The sequence below is a fragment of the Amycolatopsis silviterrae genome, from assembly GCF_042684085.1.
Lineage (GTDB): Bacteria > Actinomycetota > Actinomycetes > Mycobacteriales > Pseudonocardiaceae > Amycolatopsis > Amycolatopsis silviterrae.
The window spans coordinates 171150-186968 of record NZ_JBHUKS010000001.1; the positions used below are offsets into that span (position 1 = coordinate 171150).

Here is a 15819-nt window from a genome sequence, read left to right on the forward strand (position 1 = left end):
TTGTCAACTTTCCCCGAGCCGGTGCCTTTGCCCCCACCCTATGCGGGCAGCAGGACTACCACCGAACGGGTCACTCCCTCGGTGTCGGACGCGAGCGCGAGCACGTGCCCGTCCGGCGCGAACAGGCCGTAGGTGCCCTCGATTCCGCCCGCCGGGATGCGCCTGCCGTACTGGACCGCCTTCGCCGTGGCCGCGTCGAGATCCCGGCGCGGGAACGCGGCGGCGACGGCGGCGTCGAGGTCCAAGGACAGTTCGGGTTTCTCTTCGAGCTGGTCGAGCGTGCGCGCGCGGGCGAGCGTGAACGGCCCGACTGTGGTGCGGCGCAAGGCTTTCAGATGCCCGCCGACGCCGAGCCCGGCGCCGAGGTCCCTCGCGAGCGCACGGACGTAGGTGCCGGACGAGCATTCGACGATCGCGTCGATCTCGATCCGGTCGTCCTCGCGGCGAAGCCCGAGAACGTCGAACCGGTGCACGGTCACCGGCCGCGGCGGGAGGACGACGTCTTCGCCCGCGCGAACCCGGGCGTAGGCGCGCTTGCCGTCGATCTTGACGGCGGAGACGGCACTGGGCACCTGCTGGATGTCACCGGTCAGCGCGGCGATGCCGCCGGAGATCTGCGCGTCGGTGACCGCGGCGAGGGTTTCCGGCGAGGCGTCTTCGGCCAGTGGCTCGCCTTCGGCGTCGTCGGTCGTGGTGGACCGGCCGAGCGACAGGGTGGCGAGGTAGGTCTTGCGGTCGAGCGCGAGGTGCCCGAGGAGTTTGGTGGCGCGTTCGATGCCGAGCACCAGGACGCCGGTCGCCATCGGGTCGAGCGTGCCGGCGTGGCCGACCTTGCGGGTGCCCATGATCCGCCGCGCCCGCGCGACCACGTCGTGCGACGTCATTCCCGCCGGTTTGTCGACGATGAGAAGTCCGGGAGGAGGGGCTGGGCGACGCGGTTCTTTCGGGCGAGACACGGCGGAAACCCTACCTAGGCGGGGAATCGCGGGCGGCGGGTGGTTGGGGCGGGGGTGCGGGGGCGGCGGCGGGATGGGGGAAGCGGTTGGCGGGCGGGTGGTCCGGGCGGTGCGCGGGATGGCGGAAGCGGCATGGGGGCCGGTCTGGGCGGGTGGTCCGAAGTAGTGACGGGGCCGGAGCGGCTTGGCTTCGGCGGGCGATCCGGGCGGATGCCCGGGGCGGTCGCTCGGCTTGGGCAACCGATCCGGGCGGGTGTCCTGGACATCCGCCCGGCCGAGACGACCGGCCACAGCGACCGGCCCGGGCAACCGACCCGGACGAGTGCCCTGGGCAGTCGACCGGCCTGGGTAGCTGGCTCGGGCAGCCGACCCGGGCGACTGCCCTGGGCGGTCGAACCGGACGGGATGGTTGGCTCAGGCTGCTGCCACGGCCTCTTCCGGAGCGCGGTCCCATCGGTGCCGCCGGATCCGGACCGGGACTTCTTCCCCGCGCGCTTCCGCGGCGAACACGTGGGCGCGGGCCCGGCGCCACCACACCAGCATTCGCGACGCGCCCACCGCCAGCATCGCCACGATGACCAGCAGCGCGATCCGGAAGTTGCCGCCGGTCGCCTCGAGCAGGACGCCGATCAGCAGCGCGGTGACGGTGGTCGCCAGGAAGCCGCCGACGTTCACCACGCCGGTTGCGGTGCCGACGCGGGACAGGGGGTTGTAGTCGCGGGCGATGGCGAAGCCGATCATCGACGCCGGGCCGCCCAGGGTGAGGAAGGCGAACGCCGGGATGAGGACGGCGACCGGGACGTGGCCGCTCCAGCTGAGCAGTACCGCCCAGACCGCGGCCGCGCCGATGAGGTAGCCGATGACCAGCGGCACTCGCAGCGAGGGGGAACGGCCGATCACCGCGCCCAGCAGCGGGCCGCCGGCCATTGAGCCGAAAACGAAGACCGTCAGGAGGGCGCTTGCGGTCGCGGCGGGCAGACCTTCGCCTTGCACCAGGAAGGGCATGCCCCACAACAGGGTCAGCACGTTCGGCGCGAACATCGTCGAGAAGTGCACCCAGAAACCGAGGCGGGTGCCGGGGGTTCGCCAGGCCAGGAGGACCTGCTGGCCGAGTTCCGCCGGGCGCACGGGTTCGCGTTTGCGTTCCGGTGCGCCTTCCGGGGAGTCGCGGACGCGCAGCGCGACCGGCACCGAGTACAGCACCGTCACCGCGCCGACGACGAGGAAGGTGACTGTCCATCCTGGACCGTCGAGGAGCAGGGTGAGCGGGACGGTCGCGGCGAGGTTGCCGAGGTAGCCGACGCAGGAGGTGAAGGACGCGAGCAGCGCGTACCGGTGCGCTGGAAAGTGTGCGGCGACTAGGCGGAGGACGCTGACGAAGGTGAGCGCGTCGCCGAGGCCGAGGACGCCGCGAGCGACCAGGCCGAGTGCGTAGGTGTCGGCGATGCCGAGCAGCAGCTGCCCGGAACCGAGGATCAGGACGGCGGCGGTGAGCACGCGGCGCGGGCCGTAGCGGTCGACGAGTACGCCGGTCGGGATTTGCATGGCCGCGTAGACGCCGACCTGCAGGACGGTGAAGATGCCGAGCGCGGCGGACCCGACGCCGAAGCGCTCGGCCGCTTTCAGCCCGGCGACGCCGAACGAGGTGCGGTGGAAAACGGCGAGCAGGTACACCGTGACCGCGGTGAGCCAAATGAGCCAGGACCGGACAGGGGCGCGGCCGGCGGGCGACAAGGGTTCCTCCAGAGAGCAGACGAGCGTCGGGCAGAGGAGGACGACGACGCTGCCGCCTCGATAGTTGTATCGCCTCAGCAACCTCGATACATAGCCGTAACCGGGGTGTGCTTCACCACAGATCCACTTCGCCCCGGATGCCGACCACTGTGTCGCCACCGACCCACACGTCGTCGCCGTCTCGTTCGACGTGCACCCGCCCGCGCCTGCCGAGCCGCGTGCCCTGCGCCGCGACGTACGACTCGGGCGCGATTCCGTCGCCGATCAGCCATTGGCCGAGCGACGCGTTGAGGCTGCCGGTGACCGGGTCCTCGACGACGTCGCCGAACGCGCGGACCTCGAACGCCGTGTCGGAGCCGGCCGGCTGCGCACCCACGACGCCCACCTTGAACGACCCGAGCGCGCCGAAGTCCGGCTCGACCGCGAGCACCGTCGCCGCGTCGCGCAGCAGCAACGCGACCCAGCCGGGGCCGTTGTCCGCCCAGCGCGCGTCGAGGACGTCGGCGTCGCCGAGGTGCAGCCCGCGTTTCACCGCGGCGAGGTCGGCGTCGTCCACCGGACCGCCGCGAAGCAGCGGAGGCGCGGCGAACGCCAGCCGGTCGCCGTCGAGGCGCACCCGGACCAGCCCGGCACCGCATTCCTGCACGAGGTGCCCGGCCTTCGGCACTCCCCCGGCGGCCAGCCACGCCCGCGCCGACCCGAGCGTCGGATGCCCGGCGAACGGCAGCTCCCGGCCCGGGGTGAAGATCCGCACGCGGTAGTCGGCGGACGGGTCGGACGGCTCCAGCAGGAACGTGGTTTCGCTGAGGTTCGTCCAGCTGGCGAACGCGGCCATCCGCTCGTCGGACAGCCCGTCCGCGCCGTGCACGACAGCGAGCGCGTTGCCTCGGGTGAATTCGTCGGTGAAGACGTCGACCTGGGTGAACTTCGGCATGCACCCACCCTCGCATCCGCCAGGCGACGGAGGCGACCCGGTTTCTCCGTTATGCCATCAAGCCTCCCTGACCGCGCCGACCACGGCCCACCGCCCGGACCGCCACCGCGCCACCACGGCCGCCAGCCGGAACACCATGAACAGCGACAATCCGGTCCAGATCCCGCTCAATCCCCAGCCCAGCGCGAGCGACAGCCAGATCAACGGCAGGAATCCGAGGCCGGCGCTGACTAGCGTCGCGGTGCGGAGGAACGCGGCGTCCCCCGCACCGAGGAGGACCCCGTCGAGCGCGAACACCACACCCGCGATCGGCTGCAGCGCCACGAAGAACCACCAGGCGTGCGGGATTTCGCCGAGCACCCCCGGATCGGACGTGAACGCGTGCGGCAAGACACTCCACAACGCCGCGAACAGCACCCCCAGGAAACACCCGAAGACCAGGCCGTACCCGGTGATCTGCGTGGCCACCCCGCGCGCCTGCCGCGCCGCTCCCGCGCCGAGCGCCGCGCCGACCAGCGATTGCGCGGCGATCGCGACAGAATCGAGCACCAGGGACAGGAACGTCCACAGCTGCAGGACCACCTGGTGCGCCCCGACCGCCTCGGTCGAGGTGCGCGCGGCCACCGCGGCGGCGGACACGAAGCACGCCTGGAACGCGAAACTGCGCAGCACCAGATCGCGGCCGAGGCCCAGTTGTGCCCGCATCACCGGGAAATCCGGCCGCAACGGCACCTTTTCCCGCACCAGCGCGGTGACGAACATCGACGCGGACACGACCTGCGCGACGACGTTCGCGATCGCCGACCCCTCCAGCCCGAGGTCGGCGGCGTACACCAGCACCGGGCACAGCACTGCCGAGATTCCGTTGCCCGCCAAGACATAGCGCAGCGGACGGGTGGCGTCCTGCACGCCGCGCATCCAGCCGTTGCCCGCCATCGTGATGAGGATCAGCGGCGCGCCGAACAACGCGATCCGCAGCCAGGACACCGCCGCCGCGGCGATTTCGTCGCTGCCGGAGAGCGCCCGGGCGATCGGCCCGGCCAGCAGTTGCCCCGCGACGAGCAGCACCAGCCCGACCAGCACGGCGAGCCAGGTGGCCTGCACGCCTTCGCGGACCGCGTCGGCGCGCCGCCCCGCGCCGTGCAGCCGCGCGGTGCGCGAGGTGGTGCCGTAGGACAGGAAGGTGAGCTGCGTGGAGACCTGCGACAGCACCACGCCGCCCAGCGCGAGACCGGCGAGCGGCAACGCGCCGAGATGGCCGACTACGGCAGTGTCGACCAGTACGTAGAGCGGTTCGGCGGCGAGCACGCCGAGCGCGGGCACGGCGAGCCCGAACACTCGGCGGGGCGGGATGCGGTCACCGCTTGCGGCGGTGGTCGTGGGGTTTTCGGACACGTGGATGAGACTAGCCACCGGCACCGACAATTCTGGCGGGCTGGCGGGCGGGCGTTAACCGGGAAGGGTGATACGGGCGGGGGATGTGGTTGCGGGGCAAGGGAATTCGGAACAGGACGGACCGGGTTCCTGAAGTATGGGGGGGCTGTTCGGCGTTAGGCGCGGGCATGCTGAGCGAGCAGGTCCGGGAGCGCGGCGGGTCGGCCGCGCGGTTCGGGTGGATGGACGTTCGGCGGAGGCCCGCGAGCGCGATGGGCCGCAGGTGCGTTCAGGTGGATGAACGTTCAGCGGAGTCCCGCGAGCGCAGTGGACCGCAGTGGACGGACATTCAGCGGAGACCAACGCGACTGCGGCGGGCCGCAGTCGCGTTCAGGTAGACGGACGTTCAGCGGAGACCCGCGAGCGCAGCGGACCGCAGTCGCGTTCAGTTACCCCGCGCCAGGTCCACAGCGGACCGCGCTAGATACAGGTAATCCAGGCACGGCGGACCGCTGCACTCCCTGCGCAAGCGAAGCCACTCGACCTGTGAGCACCGGACCGCAGCAGACCGCCCGCGCTCAGGAAGCCCGCAGCAGCGGTGCCCTCCCCAGCGCCTCCCGCAGCCGGTCCAGCACCTCCTCCGCCGGGCCCTCCGCCGTGCAGCCCGCCGCCATCCGGTGACCGCCCCCGCCGAACTCCGCGGCGGCCGCGGACACGTCGATGTCGCCGGCGGAGCGCAGCGAGACCGTCCACACCGGACCGGGCCCCGCCTCCTTCAGCACCGCCGCGACGCCGGCCTCCCGCGTCGCGCGCACCACGTCGATGACCGACTCGACCTCTTCGAGCCGTACCGTCGCCGCGGCGGCCGCGCGCACTACCGTGTGGACGAAGCCAAAGCCTTGTGCCGCTTCGGGTTCCAACTGCGCCTCGGACAGGACCGTCGACAGCATCGGCAGCCACGCGAACGGGTGATCGTCGACGATCCGGCGCGCCACCTCGCTCGGGTCGGCTCCCGCTTCCAGCAGGCGGGCCGCGATCCGGTGCGTTTCCGGGCTCGCCCGGCGGAAGCCGCTCGTGTCGGTGACGACCCCGGCGTACAGGCAGCGCGCGGCGGCCGCGTCCAGTTCCGCACCCATCGCCTCGACGATCCGCGTGACCAGGATCGCCGTCGCCTCGGCGGTCTCGTCCACGACGTGGTGGGTGCCGTAGCGGGCGTTCGTCGCGTGGTGGTCGACGACCAGGACCGGACTGCCCGCGTCCCGGACCGCGGCGACGCGCGGGGCGAGTCTGCCGAGGCGGGCCAGGGTGGGGGTGTCCAGCGCGACCAGCAGGCCGTCGGTCGGCGGCAGGGCGGCGACGGGAGTGATCAGGCCGTCGACGTCGAGCCAGGCCAGTGTTTCGGGGGCCTCGTCCGGCTCGCCGAAGGAGACCCGCACGCGCGCGCCGCGACGGTGCAGCACGTGGCCGAGGGCCAGTGCGCTGCCGAGGGCGTCCGCGTCGGGGCGCACGTGTCCGAGCAGCGTCACGTCGGTGGCCCCGGCCAGCAGTGCGGCGGCGGCCTCGATGTCCTGTACCAGGGAAGCTGTCACAAAGTGTCACGCTACGCTCTGCGGGATGCCTGAGTATGTGATCCTTGTTCTGCCTTCCGCCAACCGCGTGTACGCTGCCTCGTCGCCGGCGCTGCTGCGCGCCGAACTGGCGGCCTTCGGCGCTGGTCTTTCCGCCGAGGTGTCGGCGATCGAAGAGATCGAACTCGGCGGTGTCGGGTACGTGAAATTCGCCTGCGCGGCACCGCTCGGCGAGCGCGATCTGGCGCTGCTGTCGAATCTGTCCTCGCTGTACGCCCTGTTCGAACTGGGCGACGGCGTGCTCCGGCCGGTCGCCGTGCACCCGCTGGCGAAGGCCGACTCCGACCTGCTGACCATCCAGAAATACCCGGGCAAGACCAACGAGCAGTTCACCAAACTGCTGCTCAACCTCACCCTGCTGGCGACCGCGCGGCCCGCCGACTGGCCGGACCGCGAACTGCACGTGCTCGACCCGCTGTGCGGCCGCGGTACAACGCTGAACCAGGCCGTGATGTACGGCTTCGACGCCACCGGCCTCGACGTCGGCGAGCGCGATTTCGAAGCATACGAACAGTTCGTGAAGACGTGGCTGCGCACAAAACGGGTGAAGCACACCGCCGACGCCGGGCAGCTGCGCCGCAACAAGGTCCGCCTCGGCCGTCGGCTGGACATCGAGTACGCGTTCGACAAGGACGACTACAAGGCCGGACGCACCCGCCGGCTCAGCTATCTCAACGCGGACACCCTGACCACCGACGAAGTCCTGCGCCCGGCGTCCGTGGATCTCATCGTGACCGACGCGCCGTACGGCGTGCAGCACGGCAGCCACCGCGAGACCGGTCTGGCCCGCAGCCCGCGCGACCTCCTCGCGGCGGCGGTTCCGGTGTGGAACCGGGTGCTGCGGCCCGGCGGGGCGATGGGGATCTCGTGGAACACGCACGTGCTGCCGCGGGAGGAGCTGGTGGCGATCCTGGAACGGGCGGGGCTGGCGGTGCGGTCCGGCGGTCCGTACGAGGAATTGGCGCACCGGGTGGACCAGGCGATCGTGCGCGACCTCGTGGTGGCGGGAAAGCCCGCCTGAGCACCAAGTCGAAATAGCGTTACGACGCGCAAGTCACGTTCACCGAATTGAGTGAACAAGGCTTCGGCGGGGGCGAAGTTCGCCGGGCATTTAACCCGTAGAGTAGACCGTTTGCCGCCGGGAGAAGGCGGGAAGTAGCGCGGCGCCGGGCCGGTCCGGCACTCTCGGGCGAGAGATGGAAACGACAGCGCAGACCACCCCGACGTCCCTCTTCGTCCCCTCCGCCGACCTGTCGGCCTGCACTCCCGGCCAGCTCGCGCTGGTCCCTTTGGACAACGGCGGCCAGTGCGGCGAAACACCTCCCGAATCGACGATCTACTTCCCGCGGAAACTCGACGAGGAACTGGAATCCGTCGTGGCGGCGGCAGCCGGGGGAACCAGCCGGATGGTCACTCTTATTGGCGACCCGGCAACCGGAAAGAAACGCGCTTTGTGGGAAGCCGTGCGCACGAAGAACGACGCGGAGCATTTTCCTCTCGACGGGTGGCGGATCTGGCCCGGTCTCAGCCCCTGCAAGCCGGAAGAGCTGCTGGAAAACGCGGGCGGCCTCGCTCCCCGGACGGCCGTGTGGATTCCGTCCGCCGAACGCTATCTCCTGCCGGACGACAGCGAACTCGGCGAACGGGTCGCGCGCTGCCTGCGAGACCTCCTCGACGACGAGACCCGCGCTCCCTGCCTGATCCTCGCCAGCCTGACCCGGGAAAGCTGGCAGGCCATCAACGCGCCGCACGGCCGGACGTCGCCGGATCCGGACCGTCCCCACACCCAGCTGCTCCTGCGACAGGGAACCGTCATCCGGGTGCCCGTTTCCTTCACCGAGGCCGAGCTTCTCCGGGCGCTCGATTCCCCGGAACCGAGGCTCGCCGAAGCCGCGGCTAGCGCGCCGGACCGCCGGGTGATCCAGAATCTCGTCGCCGAGCCGGAGCTACGCGCGCGGTGCCGCGACGTGGGCACGGAAGCTCGCGCACTGCTGGACTTCCTAATCGAGGCACGGCACGCCGGGCACGGCCGATGGCTGCCGCGCGAACTGTTGCGTCGAGGCGCGCAGGCAGATCTCGGCAGTTGCACTCCTGATTCAGCCGAGTGGTTCGCCGGAGCGTTGAGCGAGCTGACGAAGCAAGTAGCCGGCGGGGCCGCGGTGCTGGTCCGGAGCTCCCGGGAATCCGGCGCGGCGGAGGACGCCTACTGCCTTGCTCCGTCGCTCGAGCGGCACTACGTGACCGGTGCGACGAAGCCGGTGCTGCCGGGCGAACACGTGTGGCCCGTGCTGCTCGAGACGGCCGACGCGGAGAATTGCCTCGCGCTGGCGAGAGAATGCGCGAATCGCCATCTGCTGGAACTGAGCGCCCAGTTCTCCGTGAAAGCCGCGGACAACGGCTGCCCGGGAGCACGCGCCGAAGTCGCCGCGATGCTGACCAAGGCGGGCCGCATCGACGACGCGCTCAGCCAGTACGAGACGATCGTGCGGACCAGCACCGATCCGGACGACGTCAAGGACGCCATCGACAAGGGCGCCGGCACGCTCTTCGCCGCCGGGCGGCCCGAGGACGTCCTCGCCTGGCTCGGCCCGCTCGCCGGCGAGGGGATCCGTTCGGCCGAGGTGCTGGTCGCGGTCGCGCACACCCAGCTCAACCAGCCGCACCTGGCATTGGACATCCATCAGCGGCTCGCCGAGAAGGGAGACCTGCGTTCGGCGGCTGTCGTGGCCGAACGCATCGCGTTTCGCGAGAACTCGCCGCAACCTCGCCGCGCTCTCGCGACGCCGAAGGTGCGGGCCGAGGAACAACGGCGCCGGCAGGCGAAACTCGACAAAGCTGTCCGCTACCTGACCGGACTGGGCGAACGCACCGGGCTCGACCTGCTGCCGATGATCACGGACCTGACCGTCGACGCCGTCGGCCCCGACGCGGCGATCGCCATGCTCTCGGAGGAAGCGACCGTTCGCGGCCGGCATGACGCGTATCTGCTCGGCGCCCGGGTGCTGGCTTCGGAAGGCCGGGCGGAAGACGCGCTCGACTGGGTGATGGCGGCGCGGCAGTACGACGTTCCGGGAGCGCTGGCCGCCGTTGTCCAGGTGAACCTGAGCGCGGGCCTGGAAACCGCCGCGCAGCAAGTCGCCCTCGAATGCGCGGCGGGCGGCGACGCGGGTCCGCTGATCGCGGTCGGCGACGCCTTCTCCGCGTCCGGGCTCCCGAGGAAAGCCCTTGAGTGCTACTACGACGCGGCCGAACACGAGCCCCGCGCATTGGGTGCCGCGGCGCTCGCCGCGGCACGGCACGGTCTCCTCGACGACGCCGCCAGCTACTACCGGAACGCCCAGCGAGCCGGCGACGCGCCGGACCCCGCCGAGATCGCCTTGCTGCTCTGCGGTTTCGGGGAATCCCGGAAATCCGAGGAATACGAGTACTCCCCGCTGATCGCCGACGCGCTGAAGTGGTACGTCGGAACCGTTTCGCTGACTGTCGGCGCGCTCGCCCCGGTCTCCCGGTACATCACTGATCTCTATGTCGAGGACTTGGTCGCGGCTTATCGCACCCGCGAGAACGTTCCGCGCGCCCACGCGCGGCTCTGGGTCGCCGACGCGCTCGTCCACGCGGACAGCGTCCGGCCTGACGGAACGGACCGGGCGACCGTGAGCGGATCCGGCGTGGAACTGGCGTCGTCCGCCCTCTTGATCGTGGCTTCCGGGCTCTACTCCGAAGCCGCCAGCGCGGGATCAGCGCTGGCGGGGGAACGCGCCGTGCGCCTTTTGCTGGACCGCCAGAGCTTCGCGGAGGCGATACAGCTGCTCAGCTCCGGCAGCACCCTCGCTCCCGCCCGGAGGCAAAGCCTGCGGGCGGAAGCGCTGGCCGGGCTCGGCGATCTGGACGAAGCCGAGCGGATGGTCGAGGGGCAGATCACGGACGGCGATTTCAGCGGCGTAACGGGCGTCGCGCGAGGGTTCATCCTGCACGGGAAGCTCGACAAGGCCTGGGACCTCGCCGAGCGCGGGGTCCGCGGCGGCGACATCGAATCCCATGTCCTGCTGGCCGATCTCCGCCGCAACGCCCGTCAGCCGAGCGGGGTGCTGGATCTCTACTGCACCGCGCTGGCTTACGGGCACCCGGGCGCGCGCAGGCGCATCGAACGCTATCTCGCGGCCGCGAAGGACCCGGACTGGAATCACAAGCAGTTCCGGAAGTACGGGCTCGATCCGCGCGGGGACATCGCGGGAGGCTGGTCTGTTCCGGCCTCCCGCGAGGCTGAGCGGTGAGGGGCGAGCGGCATCGCCGCCTCCCGGTTCACCGCCGCCTCCGGCCGTTAGCTGTTGCCGCCGCCGGAACCGCCGGGGCAGTCGCCGTGCTGTGGTTTCTGTTGGGGCCATTGGTTTCTTGGATCGCCGGTGCCGACGTCGCGCACCTCGCCGTCGCTGAACGGGCCGCCGTGCTGAGCGGCATTCGCGGCCAGATCGCCGGTTTTCTCACGCCTCTCGGCATCGGCGTCCCCGCTTGGGTCGCGGTCAGAAAGCTTCTCCTCGACCGCGACAAGCACGTCACCGACACCTACGCCACGGCGATCGGCCATCTCGGCTCGGAGAGTCCGTCGACGCGAGCCGGCGGGGTCCGGACGCTGGAAAGGATGTACGAGGATTCCCCGCGCGACCGGTCCCGGATCGTCGAAACGCTGACTGACTTCTTGCGCTGCCACCGCGGAGCCGCCGACCCGCTGCCGCTGGACGTCCGGGTCGCGCTGCGGGCGCTTCGCACTCATCCCCCTCCCCCGCAGGCACGGCTCGATCTGATCCGCGTGCAGCTGCCCGGTGCGGAGCTGCGGCTGGCCGATCTTCGCGGCGCGTCCTTCGCCACGGCGAAGCTGACCGGCGCGGACTTCGCCGACGCGCGGCTCGACGGTGCCGATTTCTCCGGCGCCATCCTGACCTCGGCGCAGCTGGCCGGCGCGAGCTTGTCCGCCGCGACGCTCGATCACGCCAACTGCCGCCGCGCGGACCTGCGCGGCGCGGTGCTGACCGGCGCCAGTCTCCGCGGCACCGATCTGACCGAGGCGGTCCTGGCCGGCGCCGACCTCAGCGACGCCGATCTGACCGGGGCGACCTTGAACCACGCGGACGTGTCGGGTGCGGTGTTCGAGCACGCTGTCCTCGCCGGCGTCGATCTGACGTCCGTGCGCGGTCTCGATCCGGGCTCGCTCCGGCTGGCCCGCACCGATCCGGCCACGAAGCTGCCGCCGGAGTCGGCTGCCGACTAGCCCGCCTCGATCGCTGTCCACGTCGGCAAGTAGCCCTGTTACCAATTGCCTACACAACCCCCGTCACCCGACCAGGTGGTCTTCTACGTCAGCCGCGGCCCGAGGAAGCGCAGTACCTCCGGCAGGACTCCCCGCCAGTACTCCGACGTGTGCTCCCCCGGCGTGATCCGCGAGACCTCCGGGTTCGCGCCGGTGATCAGTTTCCGGTTGGCCGCGAGGAAAGGATCTCCGTCGCCGCACCACACGCCGAGGCCGCGGGACGGGAGTTCGTCGACGTGGCGCAGCGGTTCGGCGGCCGTCCAGTCCTGCTGTGCCGGGAAGATGTGCCGGGCGCGGGCTTCGGGCCAGGTGCGGAACAGGGCCGCGCTGCAGGTGGCCACGGCGGTCACGTCGCGGCGGTGCCGGGCGAGGTTCAGCGCGCCGAAGCCGCCCATCGAGATGCCGAGGACTCCGGTCATCGGGCGGAGGCCGGACTCGGACAGCCAGCCGGGGAGTTCGTCGGCGAGCATGCGGCTCGGGTCGTCGTGGCCGTCGGGGACCCAGTAGTGGCTGCCGTCGACCGCGGCGACCGCGAACGGCGGGGTGCCGGACCGGACCGCGGCGGTGAGGGCCGCGGGCAGGTCCAGGTCCAGGAACGTGCGGGCGGTCGACCCTCGGCCGTGCAGTGCGGCGCAGACCGGGAGGCCGGTGCTGGGGACGCCGTCGGGCGTCATGAGCACCACGTCGACGTCCCGGCCGCGGGCCGCGGAGTGCCTGCGGTGGATCGTGATCGACGCCTTCAGGGGCGACGGGCTGGAGGCCGGGGCAGCCGAGGTCGGCGCAACCACCGGGGCGGAGCGCCCGGTGCAGGCGGCGACGAGCGCCGCGGTACCGCCGAGCAGCAGGCCGCGTCGCGTGACACCGGGCTTTGACCGCATCGCTTCAGCCGCGCGTCTCCTCTTCTGCTTGCTCCTCGTCCTCTTCGGCACGAGGGGCCTTGTACGGGTCCGCTTCGCCGGCCGGCTGGGCTCCGGTCGCCCGGCGGGCCACCTCGGCGTCCGATTCGCGGGCCTTCGCGAGCAGTTCTTCGATGCGGCGGGCGTCGTCCGGGACGCTGTCCGCGATGAAGGTGAGCGTCGGGGTGTAGCGGACGCCGGTGCCCTGTCCCACCTTGGTGCGCAGGACGCCGCGCGCGGCTTCCAGCGCGGCCGCGGCGCTCGCGAAGTCCGGCTCCGCGTCCAGGCTTTCGCCGAGCACCGTGTAGTACACCGTGGCGTCGTGCAGGTCCGCAGTGACGCGGGCGTCGGTGATGGTCACCGCGCCCAGTCGCGGGTCCTTGACGTCGTGTTCGATCGCCGAGGCCACGATCTGCGAGATCCGCTTGGCGAGCTTGCGCGCTCGAGCGGGATCGGCCATGGCTGAGGTCTCCTTCTCCGGATTTCCGGGTGTTCTAGTCGTCCGGGCCGAGCAGCCGGCGGCGCGCGGAGAGCAGTTCGAACTCCGGGCGTCCGGCCGCGAACCGCTCGCACGCGTCAAGCACGTCCCGGACGTGCTCTCCGTCGGGGGCGACCGCGGCGACGCCGATGAGCGCGCGCCGGTGCAGGTCCAGATGTCCCGCCTCGGCGACCGAGACGGCGAATCGCTTCCGCAGTTCGGCCACCACCGGCCGTACCACGGATCGCTTCTGCTTCAACGAATGCACGTCGTCGAGCAGCAGGTCCAGCTCTAGAGCTCCGACAAACAAAGCTAGTCACCACCTGCAAACTCGACGAAAACGAAACTCGACGGACAAGCCCGACTGGACCCCGGCGGGGGTCCAGGGGGCTTGCCCCCTGGCGGGGGCGCGGGGGTTCGACCCCCGCACAGCACGCTGACGGCGGGAGGGGCGAGCGCAGCTTGCGAGCACGCCCCTCCCGCAAAGAAGCCGTCAGCTACGGGGCTTCTCCCGCTGTTCGTAGGTCTCGATCACGTCGTCGACCTTGATGTCGCTGTACGAGCCCAGCGTGAGACCGCACTCGTACCCTTCCCGGACCTCGACCACGTCGTCCTTGAAGCGGCGCAGCGAGTTGATCGGCAGGTTCTGCGCGACCACGTTGCCGTCGCGCAGGAGGCGGGCCTTGGCGTTGCGCCGGATCTCGCCGGACATGACCAGGCAACCCGCGATCGTGCCGATCTTGGAGGACTTGAAGACGTCCCGGACCTCGGCGCGGCCCAGTTCGACCTCTTCGTACTCCGGCTTGAGCATGCCCTTCAGAGCCTGCTCGATCTCCTCGATCGCCTGGTAGATGACCGTGTAGTAGCGCACGTCGACGCCCTCGCGGGTGGCCCGCTCGGTCGCCTTGCCCTGCGCCCGGACGTTGAACCCGAGGACGATCGCGTCGGACGCGGTCGCCAGGTCGATGTCCGATTCGGTCACGCCGCCGACGCCGCGGTGGACCACGTGCAGTTCGACGTCTTCGCCGACGTCCAGCTGCAGCAGGGCCGCTTCGAGCGCCTCGACGGTACCCGAGTTGTCACCCTTGATGATCAGGTTGAGGCTGCTCGTCTCCTTCAAGGCGGAGTCGAGGTCCTCGAGGCTGACCCGCTTGCGCCGCGACGCGTTGAGCGCGTTGCGGGTGCGCGCGGAGCGGCGCTCGGCGATCTGCCGGGCGACGCGGTCCTCGTCGACCACCAGGAAGGTGTCGCCCGCTCCCGGCACCGAGGTGAACCCGATGACCTGGACCGGACGCGAGGGCAGCGCCTCGGTGACGTCCTCGTTGTGCTCGTCGACCATCCGGCGGACGCGGCCGTAGGCGTCGCCCGCCACGACCGAGTCGCCGACGCGCAGCGTGCCGCGCTGGACCAGGACGGTGGCCACCGGGCCGCGGCCGCGGTCGAGGTGCGCCTCGATCGCGACGCCCTGCGCCTCCATGTCCGGGTTGGCCCGGAGGTCGAGGGCGGCGTCCGCGGTCAGCAGGATCGCCTCGAGCAGACCGTCGATGTTGATGTTCTGCCGCGCGGAGATCTCGACGAACATCGTGTCGCCGCCGTACTCCTCCGCGATGAGGTTGTACTCGGTGAGCTGCTGCCGGATCTTGTCCGGGTTCGCGCCCTCCTTGTCGATCTTGTTGATCGCGACCACGATCGGGGCCTTCGCGGCCTGCGCGTGGTTGATCGCCTCCACCGTCTGCGGCATGACGCCGTCGTCGGCCGCCACCACGATCACCGCGATGTCGGTCGAGTTCGCGCCTCGGGCACGCATGGCGGTGAACGCCTCGTGACCCGGGGTGTCGATGAAGGTGATCAGGCGCGGGTTGCCCTCCAGCTCGGTCTCGATCTGGTAGGCGCCGATGTGCTGGGTGATCCCGCCGGCCTCGCTTTCGCGGACCTTCGTCTTCCGGATCGTGTCCAGCAGCCGGGTCTTGCCGTGGTCGACGTGACCCATGATGGTGACGACCGGCGGCCGGACCTGCAGGTCCTCCTCGCCGCCCTCGTCCTCGCCATAGGTGATGTCGAAGGTCTCCAGCAGCTCGCGGTCCTCCTCCTCGGGGGACACGACCTGGACGACGTAGTTCATCTCGCCGCCGAGCAGCTCGAGGATGTCGTCCGACACGGACTGCGTCGCGGTGACCATCTCGCCGAGGTGGAAGAGCACCTGCACCAGCGAAGCCGGGTTGGCGTCGATCTTCTCGGCGAAGTCGGTCAGCGAAGCGCCGCGCGGCAGCCGGATCGTCTCGCCCTGCCCCTTGGGCAGGCGGACGCCGCCGACGCTGGGCGCCTGCATGTTGTCCATGTACTCCTGGCGCTTCTGCCGCTTCGACTTGCGGCCCTTGCGCGAGGGCCCGCCGGGACGGCCGAAGGCACCGGCCGTGCCGCCGCGACCGCCGGGGCCGCCACGACCGCCGCCGCCGCGGAAGCCGCCGCCGCCTGCCGGGGCGCCACCGCCGCCGCCAGGACGGAAGCCGCCGC

The 15819-nt window shown here is 71.1% G+C and carries 12 protein-coding genes; 3 read left to right on the forward strand and 9 right to left on the reverse strand.

The features are described 5' to 3' along the window. Nucleotides 1-38: 38 nt before the first annotated feature. The 5 genes from truB to ACFSVL_RS00795 form a co-directional block, all read right to left on the reverse strand. Nucleotides 39-956: a tRNA pseudouridine(55) synthase TruB gene (truB, locus tag ACFSVL_RS00775; RefSeq protein WP_378299351.1), complete on the reverse strand. Its 918-nt coding sequence runs from the start codon at nt 954-956 to the stop codon at nt 39-41. Between the two features lie 414 nt (nt 957-1370). Continuing rightward, a complete protein-coding gene (locus tag ACFSVL_RS00780; protein WP_378299385.1) occupies nt 1371-2690 on the reverse strand; it encodes an MFS transporter in 1320 nt (439 codons plus the stop codon). Nucleotides 2691-2802: 112 nt separating this feature from the next. Continuing rightward, nucleotides 2803-3624, reverse strand: a complete 822-nt coding sequence (locus tag ACFSVL_RS00785) for a PhzF family phenazine biosynthesis protein (RefSeq protein ID WP_378299353.1) — start codon at nt 3622-3624, stop codon at nt 2803-2805. Nucleotides 3625-3681: 57 nt separating this feature from the next. After that, nucleotides 3682-5019: an MATE family efflux transporter gene (locus tag ACFSVL_RS00790; RefSeq protein ID WP_378299355.1), complete on the reverse strand. Its 1338-nt coding sequence runs from the start codon at nt 5017-5019 to the stop codon at nt 3682-3684. Between the two features lie 557 nt (nt 5020-5576). Next, on the reverse strand, nt 5577-6587 hold the full coding sequence (locus ACFSVL_RS00795; protein WP_378299357.1) for a DHH family phosphoesterase: 1011 nt from the start codon (nt 6585-6587) through the stop codon (nt 5577-5579). 25 nt (nt 6588-6612) lie between these two features. On the opposite strand from ACFSVL_RS00795, the gene ACFSVL_RS00800 reads away from it, so the two are divergent. The 3 genes from ACFSVL_RS00800 (at nt 6613) to ACFSVL_RS00810 (ending at nt 11892) form a co-directional block, all read left to right on the forward strand. Beyond that, on the forward strand, nt 6613-7647 hold the full coding sequence (locus ACFSVL_RS00800) for a TRM11 family SAM-dependent methyltransferase (protein WP_378299358.1): 1035 nt from the start codon (nt 6613-6615) through the stop codon (nt 7645-7647). Between the two features lie 175 nt (nt 7648-7822). Further along, nucleotides 7823-10900, forward strand: a complete 3078-nt coding sequence (locus ACFSVL_RS00805) for a hypothetical protein (protein ID WP_378299360.1) — start codon at nt 7823-7825, stop codon at nt 10898-10900. Nucleotides 10901-11010: 110 nt separating this feature from the next. Further along, nucleotides 11011-11892: a pentapeptide repeat-containing protein gene (locus ACFSVL_RS00810; RefSeq protein ID WP_378299362.1), complete on the forward strand. Its 882-nt coding sequence runs from the start codon at nt 11011-11013 to the stop codon at nt 11890-11892. An 83-nt stretch (nt 11893-11975) separates the two neighbouring features. Here ACFSVL_RS00810 and ACFSVL_RS00815 read toward each other — a convergent pair whose 3' ends face one another. From ACFSVL_RS00815 to infB, 4 genes are all read right to left on the reverse strand, one after another. Continuing rightward, nucleotides 11976-12809: an alpha/beta hydrolase gene (locus tag ACFSVL_RS00815; protein ID WP_378299364.1), complete on the reverse strand. Its 834-nt coding sequence runs from the start codon at nt 12807-12809 to the stop codon at nt 11976-11978. A gap of 4 nt (nt 12810-12813) precedes the next feature. Next, nucleotides 12814-13287 carry a 30S ribosome-binding factor RbfA gene (gene rbfA / locus ACFSVL_RS00820; protein ID WP_378299366.1) on the reverse strand — a complete coding sequence of 158 codons (474 nt, stop codon included), beginning with the start codon at nt 13285-13287 and terminating at the stop codon, nt 12814-12816. Nucleotides 13288-13321: 34 nt separating this feature from the next. Next, nucleotides 13322-13615 carry a DUF503 domain-containing protein gene (locus tag ACFSVL_RS00825; RefSeq protein ID WP_378299368.1) on the reverse strand — a complete coding sequence of 98 codons (294 nt, stop codon included), beginning with the start codon at nt 13613-13615 and terminating at the stop codon, nt 13322-13324. Nucleotides 13616-13798: 183 nt separating this feature from the next. Beyond that, a partial coding sequence (gene infB / locus ACFSVL_RS00830; RefSeq protein ID WP_378299370.1) for a translation initiation factor IF-2 occupies nt 13799-15819 on the reverse strand: 2021 nt, incomplete at its 5' end.

Bases quoted from the DNA above. Each gene is read 5' to 3' on its own strand.
- ACFSVL_RS00800 (WP_378299358.1), top strand. From the start codon at position 6,613: ATGCCTGAGTATGTGATCCTTGTTCTGCCTTCCGCCAACCGCGTGTAC.
- ACFSVL_RS00785 (WP_378299353.1), bottom strand. From the start codon at position 3,624: ATGCCGAAGTTCACCCAGGTCGACGTCTTCACCGACGAATTCACCCGA.
- ACFSVL_RS00805 (WP_378299360.1), top strand. From the start codon at position 7,823: ATGGAAACGACAGCGCAGACCACCCCGACGTCCCTCTTCGTCCCCTCC.
- rbfA (WP_378299366.1), bottom strand. From the start codon at position 13,287: ATGGCCGATCCCGCTCGAGCGCGCAAGCTCGCCAAGCGGATCTCGCAG.
- ACFSVL_RS00815 (WP_378299364.1), bottom strand. From the start codon at position 12,809: ATGCGGTCAAAGCCCGGTGTCACGCGACGCGGCCTGCTGCTCGGCGGT.